Genomic DNA, 17312 nt, shown 5'->3' with positions numbered 1-17312 from the left:
ACAAAAGCTGGTGATCTGTGTCTGTCGCTGCGTGTGCCAGGGGGATAGTGTCGTGCCACGTTAACTGACGACCGAGCCCACCATGGAACTCACCGCTGTCCCGTTTGGCACCACCGACTGGTCCACCGTCGAGCCTGAACTTCACCCGGGCCTTACCGGCAATGCCCTGTGGCGTACCTGCCACTTCGGCACCACCCGCGTGCGCATGGTCGAGTACACCCCTGGCTATCTGGCCGATCACTGGTGCTGGCGCGGGCATGTATTGCTGTGCCTGGAAGGGGAATTGCACACCGAATTGGAAGACGGCCGCCAGTTCACGCTGACGGCCGGGATGAGTTACCAGGTCGGCAATGACATGGAAGGCCATCGCTCATCCACCCACAGTGGTGCGAAGCTGTTTATTGTGGATTGAGGCGCACGATCAACTTGCCGAAATTACGCCCCTCCAGCAGCCCGATAAACGCTTCAGGTGCCTGGGCCAGACCGTCGATGATGTCTTCGCGAAATTTCAGTTTGCCCTCGGCGATCCACTGCGCAGCTTCCTGCAAGAACCTGTCTTGTTGTTGGTCGACAAATTCGGTCTGGATAAACCCGCGCACCGTCAGGCTCTTGGCGAGGATGTCATGCATCGTCGCCGGCAGCCGGTCGGCCTGTGCGTGCTGGATAGCGCCGTCGTTGTAGTGGGCGATCAGCCCGCACACCGGAATCCGCGCGAAGTTATTGAGCAGTGGGCGTACCGCGTCCCACACCGGCCCGGCGACGTTTTCGAAGTACACATCAATGCCGTCCGGGCAGACCTTGGCCAGTTGCTCGGCAAAGTCCGGGGCGCGGTGGTCGATGACTGCGTCAAAGCCCAGTTCATCCTTCACGAAAGCACACTTGTCGGCGCCGCCGGCGATCCCCACGACGCGGGCACCCTGCAGCCGAGCGATCTGGCCAACCACCGAGCCGACTGCGCCACTGGCCGCTGCCACCACGACGGTATCGCCCGGTTTTGGCTTACCGATATTCAGCAGCCCGGCGTAGGCGGTAAATCCCGGCATGCCGAGTACACCGAGAGCAGTGGTGGGATGGGCGATGCTGGGGTCGAGGCGGCGCAAATCCTGGCCGTTGGATAAGGCAAAACGCTGCCAACCGGCGTAGGCCAGCACTGTATCGCCTTCGTGCCAATCGCTGTGACGCGACTGTTTGATGCGCGCGACGGTGCCACCCACCATCACTTCGCCAATGCCCACCGGCTCGGCATAGGATTTGGCCGCGCTCATGCGCCAGCGCATATAGGGGTCGAGGGACAGGTAGAGGTTTTCCAGCAACACTTCGCCGTCGGCGGGTTCGGGGACCGGTGAGTGTTCCAGGCGGAAGTCGCTGGTTGTCGGGCGCCCGTCGGGGCGTGCGGCCAAAACGATGCGTGTGTTTTCGGTGTGGTTCATGGCGTATTACTCACTGATTGAACAGGCTGAGCAGCGTAGCCATGGGCAAGCTATCAAGGTAGGCTCATAACAGTTGATTCAGAGTTATGCCAAACATGATATCCGATGCCTTCGAACCGTATTTGCTGCGCACTTTCGTTGCGGTGTGCCACCACGGCAGCCTCAGTGGCGCCGCCCAGCAGGCGGGCAGGGCGCAATCGGCCCTGAGTGCGCAGATTCGCCGTCTGGAGGAGCTGCTTGGGCAACGCCTGCTGCGCCGAACTGGGCGTGGCGTGGTGCCCACCACCGAGGGTGAGTTGTTGCTCAGCTACGCCACACGCATCCTGGCCCTGGGTGAAACGGTCGCCACACGCCTGAAGGAGCGTACGGTGATGGGCACTGTGCGCGTGGGCTTGTCCGAAGACGTGGCGGTCACCACCTTGCCGGCGGCGCTGGGCCGTTTGCGCCGCACCTGCCCGCATATGCACATGGAAATCACCGTGGACCACGGCGATGCGTTAGCGCAGCGCTGGCACGACGGCCTGTTGGATGTGGCCATCGGAGTCAGCTCGGTATTCGCCGCCGACCCGGTGCGCACCTGGAATGTGCCGCTTTATTGGGTGTGCGCGATTGACGATGAAGTCGATCCGGCGCTGCCTCTGGACGTGATCGTGTACGCCGAGCCTTGCGCGTGGCGACGCTTGATGTTCGACGCATTACTGGCGGCCGGTCGCGACTTTCGCGTGACCGTCACCAGCCCGAACGTCGGTGTGATCAGCGCGGCGGTCGAAAACGGTTTGGGCGTTGCCCTGTTGCCTGCCGACAATATCAACCCGCACACCATGCGCGTGATTGCGCTGGCGCCCGCTGGCAATGCCGCATTGAGCGTCAACTATGGGTTGTTCGCGGTGCCGCGCCAGACCGAAAGCATCCGTGCCACGGTCGAATTGCTCAGCGAGGGGTTTCATTTGATGACGCAACCGAGGGTGAAGGGTCTCAGCCTTTGCGATACACCGCCCCCAACTCCCGCGCCAGCCCAATAAAATTCTGCAACGGCGCCGACGGATTAAACGCGCGCCGCACCAGCGTAATCGGCGCCAGCAGCTTGGGCCTGGCGTCTTTGATTCGGCAATACACCACGCTGTCACGGTGTACATCGCGCATCGACGCCGGCACCACGGAGATGCCTTCACCAGCCGCCACCAGGCTGACGTTGGTCAGCATGCGTTCCACTTCAAAGGCAATCCTGGGTTCGAAACCAGCGTTCTGGCAGGCGGTGATCAAGTTGGCGTACATGCCCGGCGCGCCAGGGCGGCGTACCAGAATAAAGCGTTCGTCCTTGAGTGCGCCAATGGGGATGGCGCTGCCGGCGGCGTCCAGCAACGGGTGGCCGGTGGGCAGGACCAGCAGCATTTCTTCGTTGAGCAAGCGGTGGAAGCTCAGGCTTTGATGGGTGCTGACCGGGGCGCGCAGGATGCCGACGTCGATGCGTTTTTCGATGGCGTCTTCGGTCAATTCCCGGGCGCTGCCTTCATTGATCGAAAGCTCTACCGCCGGGTAGCGCTCGCGGTAGGCGCGGATGATGCGCGGGATCAGCGCGTGGGCGGCGGCCGAACTGGTGAAGCCGATGGCCAGGGTGCCCTCGATGCCCTGGGCCACGCGGGAGGCCTTGAGTGCGCCATGCTCAACACGCGCCAAAATGGCTTGGGCTTCTTCAAGAAACACCAGGCCACCGGCTGTCAGGTCTACGCCCTTGGGGTGGCGCTTGAACAGGTCGAACCCCAGCTCCTGCTCCAGGGCACGAATCTGCTGGCTCAGGGGCGGTTGTTGCATGTTCAGGCGTGCGGCGGCACGGGTGAAATGTCGTTCTTCGGCCACCATGATGAAATAGCGTAAATGGCGAAGTTCCATGGTGGCCTATCCCGTGACAAGACGCAGTGGTGGGCGGCCGCAAGCGGCCCGGCCGTCAATATGCCCAAAGCCTGCGACCACCACAATCCGTTCAGCGTTTGCTGTCGGCCAGCTTGTCGAAGGCCTGGTCGAGATGGGTTTCGGCGCCTTTGAGCTTTTCATGCCGCTCCTTGAGCCACTGCTGATCAGCCTGCAGCGTCTTGCGCGCCTCCACCAGCATGCGCTTGACCTCCTGTGGCTGCGGGCCGCCGGTGCCTTTGCGGGTCTGGACCATGTTGGTGGGCGACAGCGCCGCTCTAAAACCTGCTTCATCGAGCGGCAGGGTATTGGGCGTCCATTTGTACTTGTCCGCCGCCTGGCTATACAGTTTCTGCGCGTCGGCATAGGCGAAGGTCTTCGGCGTGGTGCCGTTGCTGCGCGCTTCGGTGACGATCAGCGAGGCAAAGCTGTGGCCGATGCGAAACGGCACTTTGTACTGGCGCTCCAGCGTGTCGGCCAGTTCCATCGAGGTGGTCCATTCCGACTCCAGTTCTTCGAGCGCGCGCTGCGGGTTGATCTGCAGCGCGTCGAGCACCGCGTCGAGGCTGTGGAACATCTCCTGGGTCGAGCGGAACACGCCCAGCGAGTCGAAGGCGAACTTGTAGTCGGTCATGCCGGTGGTGACGTTATGCGCGCGCAAGGTGACGGCCTGGGCCAGACCCACCACGTCAGAGGCACTCTCACGCGCGCGCATCAGCAAGCCCGGGTTGCGTTTTTGCGGCATGGCGCTGCTGGTGTAGGTGGCTTCCTCATCGAGCAACAGCCAGGGGCGAATCTGATGATACTGGGTGTGGATATCGCCAATCATCGCGCCCACACGGATGGCGGACGATGACGCCATATTGGCCGCTTCGATGGGAATGTCATAGGTCGAGACCTGGCTTGAATCCAGCGAGTTCTCGCGCACGCCATCAAAGCCCAGCAGCTCGGCCAGGCGCTCACGGTTCAGCGGATACGCCGAGTTCGCCAGCACGGCGGTGCCCATCGGGCTCTGGTTGAGGCGTGTGTACAGCTCGCGGATACGCTGGCCATCGCGGTCGAACGCGGCTTCAAAGGCCAGCAGGTAATGCGCATAGCTGATGGGCATGGCCTGCACGCCGTTGGTGTAGGCGGGCACCAGGGTGTCGACGTTTTTGTCGGCGATGTTCAGCAGGCGTTGGCGTGTGGCGTTGAGCGCTTCGCTGTAGGCCAGCACCTGGCTGCGCAGGGCGGCCAGGCGGTAGGTGGCAAGCATGTCCTGGCGGCTGCGGCCGGAGTGGATCAAGGAGGCTTCGGGACCGATCTTGTCGGTCATGATTTTTTCCAGTTGCAGCACATCACTGGGGCGCGTGCCGCCGGGCTGCTCGGCCTGGGCGATGGCGTAGCGCACACCGCCGGCGATCTTCTGGCCCATCTCGGGCTTGACGATGCCTTCTTCGGTGAGCATCACGATCGAGGCTTTGTTGATGCGGTTGAGCCAGGCGAATTGGGTCTGGGTGGGGTCGCCCTTGGCCTTGCGCTCGGTTTGGGAACTGTCGGGCGTGGCGCCGACCTTGGCCGCTTGGGCCGCGCATTGTTCGGTGGTGGTGCAGGGCAGCTCGCCAGTGTTGGCGGCATAGGCGCTGAGGCTGTTGAACAGGGCAAAGGCCACGGCAAGGGAAAGCAGGCTTTTCACAGCACGTTGGGGGGATGTGTTGTTCACGGGGACACCTGATTTATTGTTGGAATTATGGGCCGTCGTTGCGGCGCAATCAGGCTAGCGGGTGTGCGGGTAGATTGAAAATATATAGAAAGTGTTGATGGCAGAGGTTTTGGATATGGCTGATAGCGCTTGCCAGATTAAGATCAAAAGCACATTTGTGTGCGCCGCGAACTGCTTTTCTGTGGGAGCTGGCTTGCCTGCGATGGCATCAACGCGGTCTACCTCACACACCGAGGTGTTTGCATCGCAGGCAAGCCAGCTCCCACATTCATCAGCGGTTCTCAGTGCATCTTGCTGTGGTCCATGTCACCCATATCGGTCAGCGCGCGGGCAGGGGCTGTTACTTCAACGGTCTGCTTCTCACCCTTGGCGTTTTCCACGGTCAAGGTCAACGGCACCTGGTCGCCTTGCTTGATCTGGCCGGTGAGGCCCATGAGCATCAAGTGGTAGCCCTCCGGGTCGAGCTTGACCGCTTTGCCGGCAGGCAGGGCCACCGAATCCACCGGGCCCATGCGCATCACGTCGTCCTTCATGCTCATCTCATGAATCTGCACGTCCTTGGCCACAGGCGACTTCACGCTGAGCAATTTGCTGTCGCTGTCGGCGGTGACGGTCATGAACGCGCCGCTGGAGGTCTGGCCCGCCACGGTCGCGCGTACCCATGCATCGCTGACCTGAACCTGGGCGCTGGCGTGCGCCGCGAGGCCCAGCAAGGTGAGGCCGAATGTCAGGCGCTTGAGGGTTTGAACGGCAGTCATTAGCAGACCTCCATGACGGTGAGCAGGTCTTCTGCGCACTCTTTAGCGGTAAGGGATGCCGACAGGCCCAGGCGCAGATTGCCGCGGGTGTCGAACACGAAACTGGTGGAGGTGTGGGACAGGGTGTAGGTGTCTCCGGCCGGGATCTTTTCATAAAAGATTCCGAACTCCTTGGCGGCCACGGCGATTTCTTCCGGGGTGCCATACAGCGCTTCGAAGCTGGGGTCGAAGGCCTTGACGTAGCGGTCGAGCAATTCGGGTGTGTCACGCTCGGGGTCGAGGGTGATAAACACCACCTGCATGATTTTGCCATCGCGGCCCATCAGCTTCTTGGCCTGGGCGGCGCGGGCCAGGGTGGTGGGGCACACGGCCGGGCATTGGGTGAAGCCGAAGAACACCACCGGCATCAGGCCACGGTACGAACTCAGGGTGACGGTTTCGCCGTCGGTGTTCTTGAGCTTGAAGGTGCGGCCCATGATCTTGTCACTGAGGTCCTTGCCGTACTTGAAGTTCAGCTTGGGGCTGTAGTCACAGCCGCCCAGCAGGCTGCCCAGGCCCAGCAGGCCCATACCGGTCAGCACTTTGCGGCGGGTGAATAACGTACTCATCAACTGTGCATCCTGTGAAACGCCTGCATTGCTCTGGATCTACAGTTCAGGCTTTGAAAAGGAGTAATGATGCGGGCGCACAGTCTACCAACCCCGGCCAGCCCACGTAATCTGCGACGTTCTGCCACAGGGGCGCGTGGCGCTTCATCCTTTTGCGGCTTCGGTGGTAGAGTCGCCGCCATGAAATTGAGCCACCCCGACCGTTCACTGATCGCCTGGGCCCTGTACTTCTGCGTGCTGATGAACCTGTTCGTCTGCGGTTTGGGGCATGGGCAGATGATGGGCCTGCAGCTCAATGGTATCGGCGGGGCGTTCTGTTCGGCGGACGGCAGCCAGGCGCCGCTTTCCGACAAAGGGTCAGGAAACACGGCCTCCAGCAACATCTCGAACTACTTTGCCTGCCCGGTGTGCGCGGCCGTGACCGTGGCCATCGTGTTCATGATCGGCCTGGCCTGGCTGCTCGGCCTTGGGCAAACCCCGCGCCCGGCCCATGAACGGCGCAACAAGGCACCGCCACGCTATTGCTGGCCGTCGGCCAACCCTCGCGCTTCCCCCACTTTCTGACGTGTGCCTTGGGCTTCCTGTGATCAGGAGGCGTTCTATCGTCACGACTGTGAGTGCGTTTCATGAACCCACCTTTGCCAGCAGGCGCCAGCCGCCTGGTCAGCAAGGCATCCCGGCGTTTGCGCGCGGAACCCTTGCGCCCCGAATACCCGAGCAATTCGCGCTGCTTCGTGCACCTGGATGCACGCCTGTTGCCGTATTGGCACACCTTGTTCGATATCTGCCCGGCGCTGCTCAAGCTCGACCCGCCGGAGGGCTTGAACTTGTTCCGCAGCTTTATGACCTGGGCCTATCGCAACCAGGTCGCCCAGGATTGGACCTATCACCTGAATGTGTGCCGCTGGCTGTTGGCGTCCTCGTATCGGACGCGCATCGATGAGGAGCCGATCGAAGCCTTTATGGCGGCCGCGGCAGCACGCTGGATCAATGCCGATGAAAGCCAGGCCCAGGGCGTGGTCCTGGCCTGGCGAGACGCAAGGGTGTTCGACTGGAAGGGCAGCGCCTTGGCGGGCGTTGAGCATCAGATGCTGCCGGACCCGGCAGGCGACTTTGCCTGGTGCCCGCTGGCTAAAAACGGTTTCCGCGGCTGGTTGCCGGTGCCTTGAGGTTCTGGTGAACCCATTGGGTGACACTGTGGCTCCAGAACGATCACCGTCACTGTGGCGAACAGGCTTGCCCTGAGTTGGGCTGCGCAGCAGCCCTCGCTCTTTCTTACGGGCTGACCGCGCCGCCTACAAGAGCGTCCCATTATCTCGTAGGAAACGGCCTGATGTTTCGTGCGGGCATCCTCATCAATTCTATTTTTTTGCCGGGAATGCCATCTTCACGGTCTTTGTAATGCACAGACTAATAAGAGGCTGAGATGACGAAAACTTCTGATGAGATGCCCCATTCCTTCTGCGCGAGCGACCGCTACGACCCGGTCAGTCGGGTCTTGCATTGGTTGATGGCAATTGTGTTTGCCTGGAGTTATTGCTCGGCGGTTGTCCACTTCCTGTCCTCCGATTCTGCGCTGGACAAGTGGCTATGGCCGTATCACAAGTCGGCGGGCCTGCTTTTGCTGGTGCTGCTGATACTGCGAGCCGGCTGGAACCTGCTGAACCGGCACAACCGCCCGCCGAGTTTCAACCGTGCGGCTGCTGTCGGGCACGCTGTGCTGTATGCGCTGATGTTCCTTATCCCTGTTATCGGGCTGGTACGCCAGTACGGCTCCGGTCGTGAGTTTTCGGCGTTTGGCCTGCCGATAATGGCGGGTTTCGAGGGCGATAAAATCCAGTGGATGATTGACCTGGGTCGCAACTTTCATAGCTTGCTGGGCTGGACAATGCTGGTGTTGATCGTCGGTCATATCGGCATGGTGATCGTGCATTCTCTGCGCGGCAATCCGCAGGTGTTGCGACGCATGACGGGAGGCGCCCGCCGGTTATGGCGCTAGATCAACGGCCTTTTTTGGGGGCTTTTTTCTGGGTCTTCTTCCCGCCTTGCTGCTGAGTTGACGTGCCGCTGGAGGAGGTCTTTTCCTTTGGCGGCGTTTCAGCTTTTTTGTTGCTGTCCGACGGGCTGCTGGGGTAGGTGCCCGGAGGCAGGGCCGAACCGGGTACGGCATCACCGAAGGCTGCGTAGGCGGGGGTTGCCAAGCACCCGGTCAGGCAAATCACTAACACGATCTTGCAGGAAATACCGGTCTTCATGACGAGAATCCTTTTCCATGCTTCACCTGTCAAAAGCTGCCCTTGCTCTGAATCCGAAGGGAGGCATTAATTGGGAGTGCAGGGGATCCGGCAAAGTTTTGATTTTTTTCGCCGCCACGACGAAAGGCCATGAACCGACATTTTTAATGAACCCTCACGCCGATCCCTTGACCTAATGCATACGACCTCAGGAGGTGATGCATGCAAATAGACTATATCTGGATCGTGCTGGCGGTGATTTTGCTGGCGTTGGAATTGTGGGCGATCAACATCGTGTTGCGCAGCACCGGCGGCTGGGAGACCAAGGGGTTGTGGTTGATCATTCTGATTTTTGTGCCGTTGTTCGGGCTGATTGCCTGGGCCATGTTCGGGCCAAAACGTGAGATGGCCCAGCACCGTAAATAAATAGCACCGTAAATAACCAGCACCATAAATAGCACCGTAAACACTGAACACAAGCCACACAGCAAACAGGCGCCCCCGGGCGCCTGTTTGCGTTCAAGCCTGCCCGTTATCCCGCGACCGCCTTGGCAATCGCTTCGTTGAATGCCGGCAGGTCATCCGGTGTGCGCGAGGTGATCAAGGTCCAGCCATTGGCCTTGCACGCCTTGACCTGGGCATCTACCACGCCTGCAGCGCCGGCGTTTTCAAGGTCGATGCGCACGCTCTTGTACGCGGTGAGGGTCTTGCCTTCGATCACGCCGGCATCGATCAGCGCCCATGGCCCGTGGCAGATGGCGGCGACGGTTTTGCCGGCTTTGACGAAGTCGTTGATCAGCTTCAATGCGGCCGCGTCCTGACGCAGGGTGTCGGCATTCACGGTGCCACCGGGAATCACCAGCGCGTCGAAGTCGCTGCTCAGCACCTGCGACAGCTTGACCTCGGATTCCACGGTCTGGTCCTTCTCGGTGTCGCCGACGAACGTCTGCACGGTGCCGCCTTTGCTGGAGCCATGCGTCACCGTCGCACCATAGCCACGCAATGTTTGCAGAGGCTTGAGCAGCTCGTCGCGCTCGATGCCGGTGTTGGAGGTGATGATGAGGATGTTCTTGCCGTTGAGTTGTGAGCTCATGGTCGAGTCTCTCCTGCTGGATGGATTAATCATGCGGTGTGGGAGAGTGGATCGAGCGTGGGCGGCAAAGGTTTAAATTAATTTGGACTTTTTTCTTGGGTAATTTTCGAGGAGGGCCGACCTGCAAAAATCCTGAACTATCGAAAAGCGCTGGCCTCTGCTGCATAGACGCCTGCTGCTTTTTGCGGGCCTTCAATTGCCTGGAGACTCACCATGACCGATCCCAAGACTGTCGACAAAACCCCGGAACCCATCAGCTCTGAAGATGCCCAGAAAGGCCGTCAACAACCTGCCAAGGGGCAGACGCTGGAACAGCCCAACCCGAAGACCAAAGCCGTGGACAAAGTGTTGACGCCCACGTCGATCAAGGACACCGAACGCCAGACTGACGCCATCAACGAGCAGGCTGCCAAGGCCGAGCGCAAGCTGGGCCACTGAGCATGGCCCGTTCGATCACGGCGTCTGAACTGGGCATTGAGCTTGCGCCCGACGATGATGCCAGCCTGTTCAAGTGGTTTATCGCCAGCTTCCTGATGGGCAAGCGTATTCAGGCGCCCATCGCGGCGCAGGCTTACAAGGTGATCGTGGAGCAAGAGGGCCGCGACACTGCACGCAAGTTGCAACATTGCACGTCGCGTGAGCTGGTTTCGATGCTCGGGCGTGCCCATTACGTGCGTTACGACGAAAGCACAGCGCAGCGTCTGCTGGACCTCAGCGCCAAGTTGAATGCCGAGTACGCGGGCAAGATCAGCCACATGCGCAGCGCCAGCGAAAACCGTGAGGCCTTCGAAAAACGCCTGGCCGAATTCGACGGCGTGGGGCCAAAAACCATCGAGATTTTCATGCGTGACGCGGCCAAGGTTCTGTTTTGATGGCACCGCTATTCGTGCGCTGTGCCGGCTGGAGTCTGCCGCGCGCACACTGGCCGGACTTTTCGGGCGTTCGGTTTTCGGTCAAGGCGCCCAAGGGCATCACCCATGAACTGCGCTTGCAGCTCTGCGAGACGGTACTGGATGAGTTCCTTGAGCAGTGCTTGCACTTGGGGGAGCAACTGGGCTGCCTGCTGATTCAATCACGCCGTGACCGATGGCTTGTTGCTACTCGACCTCTACCCGCAGCACTTCCAGGCCTAGTTGCTCATACGCCTCGACACTCGGCACATGCCACTCGGTGATCAGCGTATGAATACGGTTGCACGGCGCCACCACAAAGGGTTCTACCGCGCCGAGCTTGTCGGCCATGGTCACGGCCACCACGTGGGAGGCGCTGTCGAGCAGGGCTTGTTTGACCGTTACTTCATCGAAGTGCAGCGAAGTGATGCCCACTTGCGGGTGCAATGCACAGACACCGGTAAACAACAGGTCTGCCTGGATGCTCTGAATCAGGCGTACAGCTTCGTGGCCGCTGGTGGAGAGGGTCGCCGGGTTGATCTGGCCACCGGCCAAAATCACTTTGACATTTGGGTGGTCCGCCAAGGCGATGGCAATCATCGGTGACGGCGTGACCACCGTCAGGCGAATGGCGTGCGGCAATGACTGGGCAATACGCAGCGTGGTTGAGCCCGAATCGAACAGCACAATCTGGCCGTCTTCTACGCGGTCCGCCGCGAGTTGCGCGAGGTGGCGCTTGGCTTCGTTGGTCTCGCCGACGCGGGTGAAAAAATCCTTGCCGGTGTCTTTGGGTCGGGGCAGGGCGCCGCCGTGTACGCGTTGCAGCAGCCCGGCGGCGGCGAGTTCGCCGAGGTCGCGGCGGATGGTGTCCTGGGACACGGCGAAGTGCTCGACCAATTCTGACGCAGTGACTTTGCCGTCGCGCTCCAGCAGCAGCAAAATCTTCTGTTTGCGCAACGAAGGCAGGTCGATAGCTTGATGTGTGTTATGCATGTTTGTGCGTCTTTCTGCGTGTTTATGCAAGAATAATCACCCGTCCACGCAAACGCAATGGCTGGTTACCAAGCCGATGGGCGGCTACTCTCCAGGCTCAGTTCAGGGAGAGGTGACCTAGATGCCGTTGATCACAACCATCGAAGATTTACGCAGGCTCGCGCAAAAACGTGTCCCACGGATGTTCTACGATTACGCCGACTCCGGCTCCTGGACTGAAAGCACTTACCGGGCAAATGAAAGCGATTTTGCCCGCATCCAATTTCGTCAGCGGGTGGCGCGCAATATCGATGAGCGTTCAATCCGCGCCAGCATGATCGGCCAGGACATGGCCATGCCCGTGGCTTTGGCGCCCACTGGGCTGGCGGGCATGCAGCATGCCGATGGCGAGATCCTCACTGCCCGCGCGGCTGCCGCTTTTGGCGTGCGTTATACCTTGTCGACCATGAGCATTTGTTCGCTGGAAGACATCGCCGCCCACGTTGGCCAACCGTTCTGGTTCCAGTTGTATGTGATGCGTGATCGCGTGTTTATGCAGCAGTTGATCGAGCGCGCCAAGGCTGCCGGTGTGGACGCGTTGGTGCTGACTCTGGATTTGCAGATCCTCGGCCAACGCCACAAAGACTTGATCAACGGCTTGTCGGCGCCGCCCAAGCTGACTGTGCCGAATATCCTCAATATGCTGACCAAGCCGCGTTGGGTGGCGGGCATGCTCGGCACCAAGCGCCATGGCTTCGGCAATATCGTCGGGCATGTCAAAGGCGTGGCCGATATCACTTCGCTGTCATCCTGGATCGGCCAGCAATTCGACCCGCGCCTGAGCTGGGACGATGTGGAATGGATCAAGCAATGCTGGGGCGGCAAGCTGATTATCAAGGGCATCCTGGATGTGGAAGACGCGCGGCTGGCCGCCAATTGCGGTGCGGATGCGCTGGTGGTGAGCAACCACGGTGGGCGCCAGCTCGATGGCGCACCGTCGAGCATCAGCCAATTGGCGGCGATTGCAGAGGCTGTGGGTGAGCAGATTGAAGTGTGGCTCGATGGCGGCATTCGCTCCGGCCAGGACGTGCTCAAGGCCATGGCATTGGGGGCCAAAGGCACCATGATCGGCCGGGCGCATTTGTATGGTTTGGGCGCGTTGGGTGAAGTCGGTGTGACCAAGGCGCTTGACATCATCGCCCGCGAGCTGGATGTGTCGATGGCACTGTGTGGCTATAACGATATACGCGATGTGAATCGCGAGATTTTGCTGCCGGGTAGCTTTCCCACAGGGGTTTGCTGAGCAAAAAAATCGTAAAAAAGTAAAAAGAGTTGTCCACGAAAACCGTGGGTATCTCTGTGGATAACTTTGCGAAGGCCCGGCAGGGTTGGCGATTTAACCTTCGGTTAATATTTGATCAGATTCTGTTTTGGGCCAGTATGGGCAGGGTTGGCGCTTGACAGCCAAGCGCGAACCCAGTGCCGAAAAGTGCGGTTACGACTCGCCGTCGCGACCTGTGGAGTGCGTGGCGATGGTTGCTGGCGTCGTTGCTGGCATCTTCGCCTGCATGAGTTTTTCCAGGGCCTGGCCATAACTGCGACCCGCCAGGCTCATGCTGTTGTTGTGGGTGGCGCCGGGTACGAGCAGCAACCGCTTGGGCTCCTGGGCGGCTTCAAACAACTGCTGGCTGAAACGCGGTGGCACGTACTGGTCGGCCAGGCCGTGCACCACCAGCAACGGCATGTGCACGTCGGCAATCTTGTCGATGGAATCGAATTTCTGCGACAGCAGCCAACGCACCGGCAATGAGGTATTGGCCACGGCGGTGGCCGCATCCCCCAGGGAAGTAAAGGTGGACTCGATCACCAGCCCGCGCACCGGCACAGGCGCTTGTTTGCTCAGCTCAGCGGCGAGATCGATAGCCACGGCGCCGCCCAGCGAATGCCCGTAGATCAGGCGTTTTCCGGGGTCGGGCTGCAATATCTGGAAACGTTCCCAGGCAATGCGCGCGTCCTCATACACACTGGTTTCCGACGGCAAATCACCGTGGCTCTGGCCAAACCCGCGATAGTCGATGGCCAGCACCGAGAAGCCCAGCGCGTGCAGCTGTTCAATGCGAAACAACTGCCCGGTAAGGTTCCAGCGCACGCCGTGCAGGTAGAGGATCGCCGGCGCATCCTTGTGGCCGGCCGGGTACCACCAGCCGTGCAGATTCTGCCCCGATTTGAAACTGGCCGGCTTGATATCGAATTCCTGCACCGCCTTGGGCAGGCCGGTGTACCAGCCGGCGGTGCCCGGCTCGATGCGAAACACCAGCTCACGCTCCTTGTGTTGCAGCACGGCGCAGCCCACCGGCAGGCCGACAATCAGGATGGCCATGCACAGCAGGGGAACCCAGCGCAGGCCCAGGCGGGACAGAAAACGAGAGGACATGAAGGTTCCAGGACAAAGGCGAAGCAGGCGTTTTACCAGATGGCGTGGGCCGGCAGGCATTAATTCGACGGCCGTAGAGGGGGATTGCTTGCAAAGTGTTGCTGCCTTGAACAACCTCTGCTCGGGTTGTTAGGGTGGGCGGCCGAACAGGAGAGCACAGACATGGATTTCACCGGCAAAACGGCAATCATCACCGGCGGCGCGCGCGGGCTGGGCCTCAGTTATGCACGGGCGCTGGCCCAAGGTGGCGCACGGGTGGTGATCAGCGATATCGGCGCCGACAAGGTAGGCGTCGGCACTGATGCATCGGTGGTGCACGCGGCGGCCGCAGCCTTGCAGGCCGAAGGGCTGGCGGTGCTCGGGCATGGCGGCGACCTGTCTACGGACGAGGGTTGTCGACAACTGATCAGCTTCACCATCGAGGCTTACGGCCAGCTCGATATCCTGATCCATAACGCCGGTTGGGTCGGTTACCAGAACATCGCCGACCTCGACGCCGCGTTCCTCCAGCGCACCATGGACATCAACCTTTACGCGCCGCTCTGGCTGTGCAAGCACGCCTGGCCGCACCTGCTGCGCTCAGCGGCGCCGCGCATTATCCTGACCACCTCCGACCGCGCCATGTACGTGGAGTACGAGCAAGCCGGGCTGGTGGCTTACAGCGCCGGCAAGATGGCGCAATTGGGCATCATGAATGCACTGAGCCATGAAGGCGCCGAGGCCGGCATCAACGTCAACGCGATCTCGCCGGTGGCCAAGACGCGCATGTGGGGCGTGACTGACGAACCGGATGAACTCAAGCCAGAGTGGGTGACGCCGGGCGTAGTGTTCCTGGCCTCTGGGCAGTGTCAGGACACGGGCTACATCCTGCGCGCCAGCAATGGTCAATTCACCGCCACGCGCTTCACCGAAAACCCAGGCGTGGAGTACCCGCGCAATCTCGCACGCATCAAGGCGGCCAATGCGCAAGAAGTCGCCGCCGCGTGGTCGCGCATCAAGCAGCCGCTGGCTCAGGCCGGCGTGACCAGTTGAACCCGATTACGCCCCTGCGCCTTGGCCAGGTACAGCGCCTGGTCGGCCTGGGACAATAAATGCGATAAGTCACTGCCCGCTGCCTGGGTGGTGACGATGCCGATACTCACGCTCAGAAAGCCCGGCGCCAGCAACTCCAACCGCGCAAACGCCAGGCGGATTCGCTCGGCCACTGCCAACGCATCGGTTTCATCGCTGCCTGCCAACAGGCAGGCGAACTCTTCGCCGCCAATGCGTGCGAACACATCCTCGTTGCGTAACGCGTCCTGCAGCACCTGGCTGAAGGCAATCAACGCCTGGTCGCCCATGGGATGGCCGAAGCTGTCGTTCAGGCGTTTGAAGTGGTCCAGGTCGCAAAGCAACAGGGCCGCGCATTGATGGCGGTGCAGCAGGTGTTCACCCTTGAGCATAAAGGCGCGGCGGTTGCCGATGCCGGTCAGCGCGTCACTGAAGGCGGCGGCCTTGAAGCGCAACTCGGCGCGCTCCTTGACCATCGCCAAGGTGACGTAGGCGATACCGATGGCGTACAGCATCGACTCAAACAGCATGAATGCAAAAAACGGCGTGCTTTCACTCTCCGAGGCCCGTTCGCTGTTGATCGGCAGGCCAGGGTCGGTAAAAGCGCGCACGCCATAAAAACCGGTGTGCCACAACGTCAGCACCAGGGCCGGCACGTAGGCCACTTCCAGGCTTTTGCGCTTGCGCCACAGCTCCAGCGCCGACAGCACGCCGTAGCCGGCAGCCAATAGTGAATACAGGGTGACGCGCGCCGACAGCGAGCCATAGAACGGCGGCACCAAACACATCACCAACCACAGGACGGCGCCGGCGAGGATGCCCGGTACATTGGGTTTTTGTTGCACGAAGGTGCGCATGGCGGTCCAGTTCATGGCGGCGCTGAGCAGCAGCACCACGTTGCCGATGACCAGCGCGACAAAGTCCATGCCCACGCCGCGCACCACAATCAGCCCGGTGCCCAGTGCGGCGAGCAGCAGCATGCTGCCCAGATAGCCCAGGGTCGGTTCGCGGCCACGACTCCAGGCATGTACCGTGAGCAGGCCCATGAGGCCGAACACGAACATGGCTACCATCAATAGCGTCGGGAGGTGCAGCATCATTGGCGTGAACCTGGCGATCCTTCTTGGGTGGCGATTGTATCCGTAAGCAGGCCGCTTGACGCTGGTATTGCTGGCGCGACATGCTCCCGGCTTCTATGAGCAAAGGCCCGACCATGGACAACAGCCCTATTCGCATCACCGCTGAAGAAACCCTTTCAGACAGCTGGTACAACTTGAAAAAGTACAGCTTCGACCTGCGTCGCCAGGATGGCAGCTGGCAGGCCCAGACTCGTGAGGTGTATGACCGGGGCAATGGCGCGACCATCCTGTTGTACAACCGTGGGCAGCGCACGGTGCTGTTGATCCGGCAGTTTCGCATGCCTACGTTTGTCAACGATTACCCCGGCTACTTGATCGAAACGGCTGCCGGGTTGCTGGACAATGCCAGTCCTGAAGAACGTATTCGCCTGGAGGCTGAGGAAGAGACCGGGTATCGCGTCGGTCATGTGGAAAAAATCTATGCGGCGTTTATGAGTCCAGGTTCGGTGACTGAGCGGATTCACTTTTTTATCGGTGAGTATACGCAGGCGGATCAGATTGGTACGGGGGGCGGGCTGGAGGAGGAGGGTGAGGATATCGAAGTGCTGGAGTTGGGGTTTGAGCAGGCGCTGGCGATGGTGCAGAGTGGGGAGATTGTCGATGGCAAGACCATTATGCTGTTGCAGCATCTGGAATTGCGGATGCTTAAAGATGGCTGGTGAGTGAGTGAGTGAGTGAGTGGGTTGATTGAGTACATATCCGTTGCTGCGGTCACGGCGGCCTATGGTTCCGCTCTTACAGCGGGTCACTTTTGGCAAACGCCCCAAAAGTAACCAAAAGGTCTTCGCCCCACCACTCGGCACCTCGCTTAGGCTCGGTGTGCCCTCACTCCGGCTTGAATCCGTGGGCCGCCGCGATGGGCCATCCTTGGCCCAGCGCGGCTAACCCGGCGTCCTGCCGGGTTACCCACGGATTCAAGCCTGCGTTCGGCCATCGTGGTTGACGGGGCGCCTCAGATCAAAAGCAAGATCAAAAGCAGAGCACGGCGGCCTGAAAGCCGACCTGAGTGGTTGAATCAAAAGCGAAAAGCGGATTTGCATACACTGAAGAGCTGCTTTTCTGTGGGAGCTGGCTTGCCTGCGATGCAGACACCT

General features: G+C 60.7%; 21 protein-coding genes and 1 pseudogene. 12 read left to right on the top strand and 10 right to left on the bottom strand.

Features of this window, described 5'->3' with window-relative positions:
- Positions 1 to 82 precede the first annotated feature (82 nt).
- Positions 83 to 412, top strand: a complete 330-nt coding sequence (locus AOA62_RS11635; protein ID WP_099548710.1) for a DHCW motif cupin fold protein — start codon at positions 83 to 85, stop codon at positions 410 to 412.
- Here AOA62_RS11635 and AOA62_RS11630 read toward each other — a convergent pair.
- Positions 399 to 1430: an NADP-dependent oxidoreductase gene (locus tag AOA62_RS11630; RefSeq protein WP_099548709.1), complete on the bottom strand. Its 1032-nt coding sequence runs from the start codon at positions 1428 to 1430 to the stop codon at positions 399 to 401. The two genes, AOA62_RS11635 and AOA62_RS11630, sit on opposite strands and share 14 nt — an antisense overlap.
- Before the next feature lie 86 nt (positions 1431 to 1516).
- Here AOA62_RS11630 and AOA62_RS11625 point away from each other — a divergent pair, with 86 nt between their 5' ends.
- A complete protein-coding gene (locus AOA62_RS11625) occupies positions 1517 to 2452 on the top strand; it encodes a LysR family transcriptional regulator (RefSeq protein WP_099548708.1) in 936 nt (311 codons plus the stop codon).
- Here the strand turns inward: AOA62_RS11625 and AOA62_RS11620 are convergent.
- From AOA62_RS11620 to AOA62_RS11605, 4 genes are all read right to left on the bottom strand, one after another.
- On the bottom strand, positions 2406 to 3320 hold the full coding sequence (locus AOA62_RS11620) for a LysR substrate-binding domain-containing protein (protein ID WP_017134497.1): 915 nt from the start codon (positions 3318 to 3320) through the stop codon (positions 2406 to 2408). The genes AOA62_RS11625 and AOA62_RS11620 overlap by 47 nt on opposite strands.
- Before the next feature lie 91 nt (positions 3321 to 3411).
- Positions 3412 to 5040 carry an argininosuccinate lyase gene (locus AOA62_RS11615; RefSeq protein ID WP_236447202.1) on the bottom strand — a complete coding sequence of 543 codons (1629 nt, stop codon included), beginning with the start codon at positions 5038 to 5040 and terminating at the stop codon, positions 3412 to 3414.
- Positions 5041 to 5321: 281 nt separating this feature from the next.
- On the bottom strand, positions 5322 to 5798 hold the full coding sequence (locus AOA62_RS11610; RefSeq protein WP_099548706.1) for a copper chaperone PCu(A)C: 477 nt from the start codon (positions 5796 to 5798) through the stop codon (positions 5322 to 5324).
- The gene (locus AOA62_RS11605; protein ID WP_017134494.1) at positions 5798 to 6406 is read right to left on the bottom strand and encodes an SCO family protein; all 609 of its coding nucleotides are present in this window, start codon (positions 6404 to 6406) and stop codon (positions 5798 to 5800) included. Before AOA62_RS11605 ends, AOA62_RS11610 begins: the two co-directional genes overlap by 1 nt.
- Positions 6407 to 6586: 180 nt before the next feature.
- On the opposite strand from AOA62_RS11605, the gene AOA62_RS11600 reads away from it, so the two are divergent.
- The 3 genes from AOA62_RS11600 to AOA62_RS11590 all read left to right on the top strand — a co-directional run bounded on the left by AOA62_RS11600 (position 6587) and on the right by AOA62_RS11590 (position 8405).
- On the top strand, positions 6587 to 6970 hold the full coding sequence (locus AOA62_RS11600; protein WP_099548705.1) for a DUF2946 domain-containing protein: 384 nt from the start codon (positions 6587 to 6589) through the stop codon (positions 6968 to 6970).
- Positions 6971 to 7032: 62 nt separating this feature from the next.
- Positions 7033 to 7575: a putative natural product biosynthesis protein gene (locus AOA62_RS11595; RefSeq protein ID WP_099548704.1), complete on the top strand. Its 543-nt coding sequence runs from the start codon at positions 7033 to 7035 to the stop codon at positions 7573 to 7575.
- Between the two features lie 257 nt (positions 7576 to 7832).
- The gene (locus AOA62_RS11590) at positions 7833 to 8405 is read left to right on the top strand and encodes a cytochrome b (RefSeq protein WP_099548703.1); all 573 of its coding nucleotides are present in this window, start codon (positions 7833 to 7835) and stop codon (positions 8403 to 8405) included.
- A gap of 1 nt (position 8406) precedes the next feature.
- Here the strand turns inward: AOA62_RS11590 and AOA62_RS11585 are convergent, their stop codons facing one another.
- Positions 8407 to 8661, bottom strand: a complete 255-nt coding sequence (locus AOA62_RS11585; RefSeq protein WP_099548702.1) for a hypothetical protein — start codon at positions 8659 to 8661, stop codon at positions 8407 to 8409.
- A gap of 201 nt (positions 8662 to 8862) precedes the next feature.
- Between AOA62_RS11585 and AOA62_RS11580 the strand changes: the two genes are divergently transcribed.
- A complete protein-coding gene (locus AOA62_RS11580; protein WP_017134489.1) occupies positions 8863 to 9066 on the top strand; it encodes a hypothetical protein in 204 nt (67 codons plus the stop codon).
- A gap of 106 nt (positions 9067 to 9172) precedes the next feature.
- Here AOA62_RS11580 and AOA62_RS11575 read toward each other — a convergent pair whose 3' ends face one another.
- Positions 9173 to 9733, bottom strand: a complete 561-nt coding sequence (locus AOA62_RS11575) for a type 1 glutamine amidotransferase domain-containing protein (protein ID WP_017134488.1) — start codon at positions 9731 to 9733, stop codon at positions 9173 to 9175.
- Positions 9734 to 9946: 213 nt separating this feature from the next.
- Here AOA62_RS11575 and AOA62_RS11570 point away from each other — a divergent pair, with 213 nt between their 5' ends.
- The 3 genes and pseudogenes from AOA62_RS11570 to AOA62_RS11560 form a co-directional block, all read left to right on the top strand.
- Positions 9947 to 10171, top strand: a complete 225-nt coding sequence (locus AOA62_RS11570) for a hypothetical protein (protein ID WP_017134487.1) — start codon at positions 9947 to 9949, stop codon at positions 10169 to 10171.
- Positions 10172 to 10173: 2 nt separating this feature from the next.
- On the top strand, positions 10174 to 10605 hold the full coding sequence (locus tag AOA62_RS11565; protein WP_017134486.1) for a hypothetical protein: 432 nt from the start codon (positions 10174 to 10176) through the stop codon (positions 10603 to 10605).
- Positions 10605 to 10805 (top strand): annotated as a pseudogene (locus AOA62_RS11560) (DUF72 domain-containing protein); the annotation flags it as partial. The gene AOA62_RS11565 and the pseudogene AOA62_RS11560, both read left to right, overlap by 1 nt.
- 25 nt (positions 10806 to 10830) lie before the next feature.
- Here the strand turns inward: AOA62_RS11560 and AOA62_RS11555 are convergent.
- On the bottom strand, positions 10831 to 11616 hold the full coding sequence (locus AOA62_RS11555; protein WP_017134485.1) for a DeoR/GlpR family DNA-binding transcription regulator: 786 nt from the start codon (positions 11614 to 11616) through the stop codon (positions 10831 to 10833).
- A 121-nt stretch (positions 11617 to 11737) separates the two neighbouring features.
- Between AOA62_RS11555 and AOA62_RS11550 the strand changes: the two genes are divergently transcribed.
- Complete coding sequence (locus AOA62_RS11550) at positions 11738 to 12898, top strand: alpha-hydroxy acid oxidase (protein ID WP_017134484.1); 1161 nt, start codon at positions 11738 to 11740, stop codon at positions 12896 to 12898.
- Positions 12899 to 13090: 192 nt separating this feature from the next.
- Here the strand turns inward: AOA62_RS11550 and AOA62_RS11545 are convergent, their stop codons facing one another.
- Positions 13091 to 14029 carry an alpha/beta hydrolase gene (locus tag AOA62_RS11545; RefSeq protein ID WP_099548701.1) on the bottom strand — a complete coding sequence of 313 codons (939 nt, stop codon included), beginning with the start codon at positions 14027 to 14029 and terminating at the stop codon, positions 13091 to 13093.
- A 162-nt stretch (positions 14030 to 14191) separates the two neighbouring features.
- Here AOA62_RS11545 and AOA62_RS11540 point away from each other — a divergent pair, with 162 nt between their 5' ends.
- Positions 14192 to 15061, top strand: a complete 870-nt coding sequence (locus AOA62_RS11540) for an SDR family NAD(P)-dependent oxidoreductase (RefSeq protein ID WP_099548700.1) — start codon at positions 14192 to 14194, stop codon at positions 15059 to 15061.
- Here AOA62_RS11540 and AOA62_RS11535 read toward each other — a convergent pair.
- A complete protein-coding gene (locus AOA62_RS11535; protein ID WP_099548699.1) occupies positions 15040 to 16179 on the bottom strand; it encodes a GGDEF domain-containing protein in 1140 nt (379 codons plus the stop codon). The genes AOA62_RS11540 and AOA62_RS11535 overlap by 22 nt on opposite strands.
- 113 nt (positions 16180 to 16292) lie before the next feature.
- On the opposite strand from AOA62_RS11535, the gene AOA62_RS11530 reads away from it, so the two are divergent.
- Positions 16293 to 16880, top strand: a complete 588-nt coding sequence (locus tag AOA62_RS11530; protein WP_026013479.1) for an NUDIX domain-containing protein — start codon at positions 16293 to 16295, stop codon at positions 16878 to 16880.
- The last annotated feature ends 432 nt before the right edge of the window (positions 16881 to 17312 follow it).

This window comes from Pseudomonas sp. 2995-3 (genome assembly GCF_002742565.1).
Classification (GTDB): Bacteria; Pseudomonadota; Gammaproteobacteria; order Pseudomonadales; family Pseudomonadaceae; genus Aquipseudomonas; species Aquipseudomonas edaphica.
Note: the sequence above shows the minus strand (reverse complement) of the source record. Positions and strands in the feature narration are given on the sequence as shown.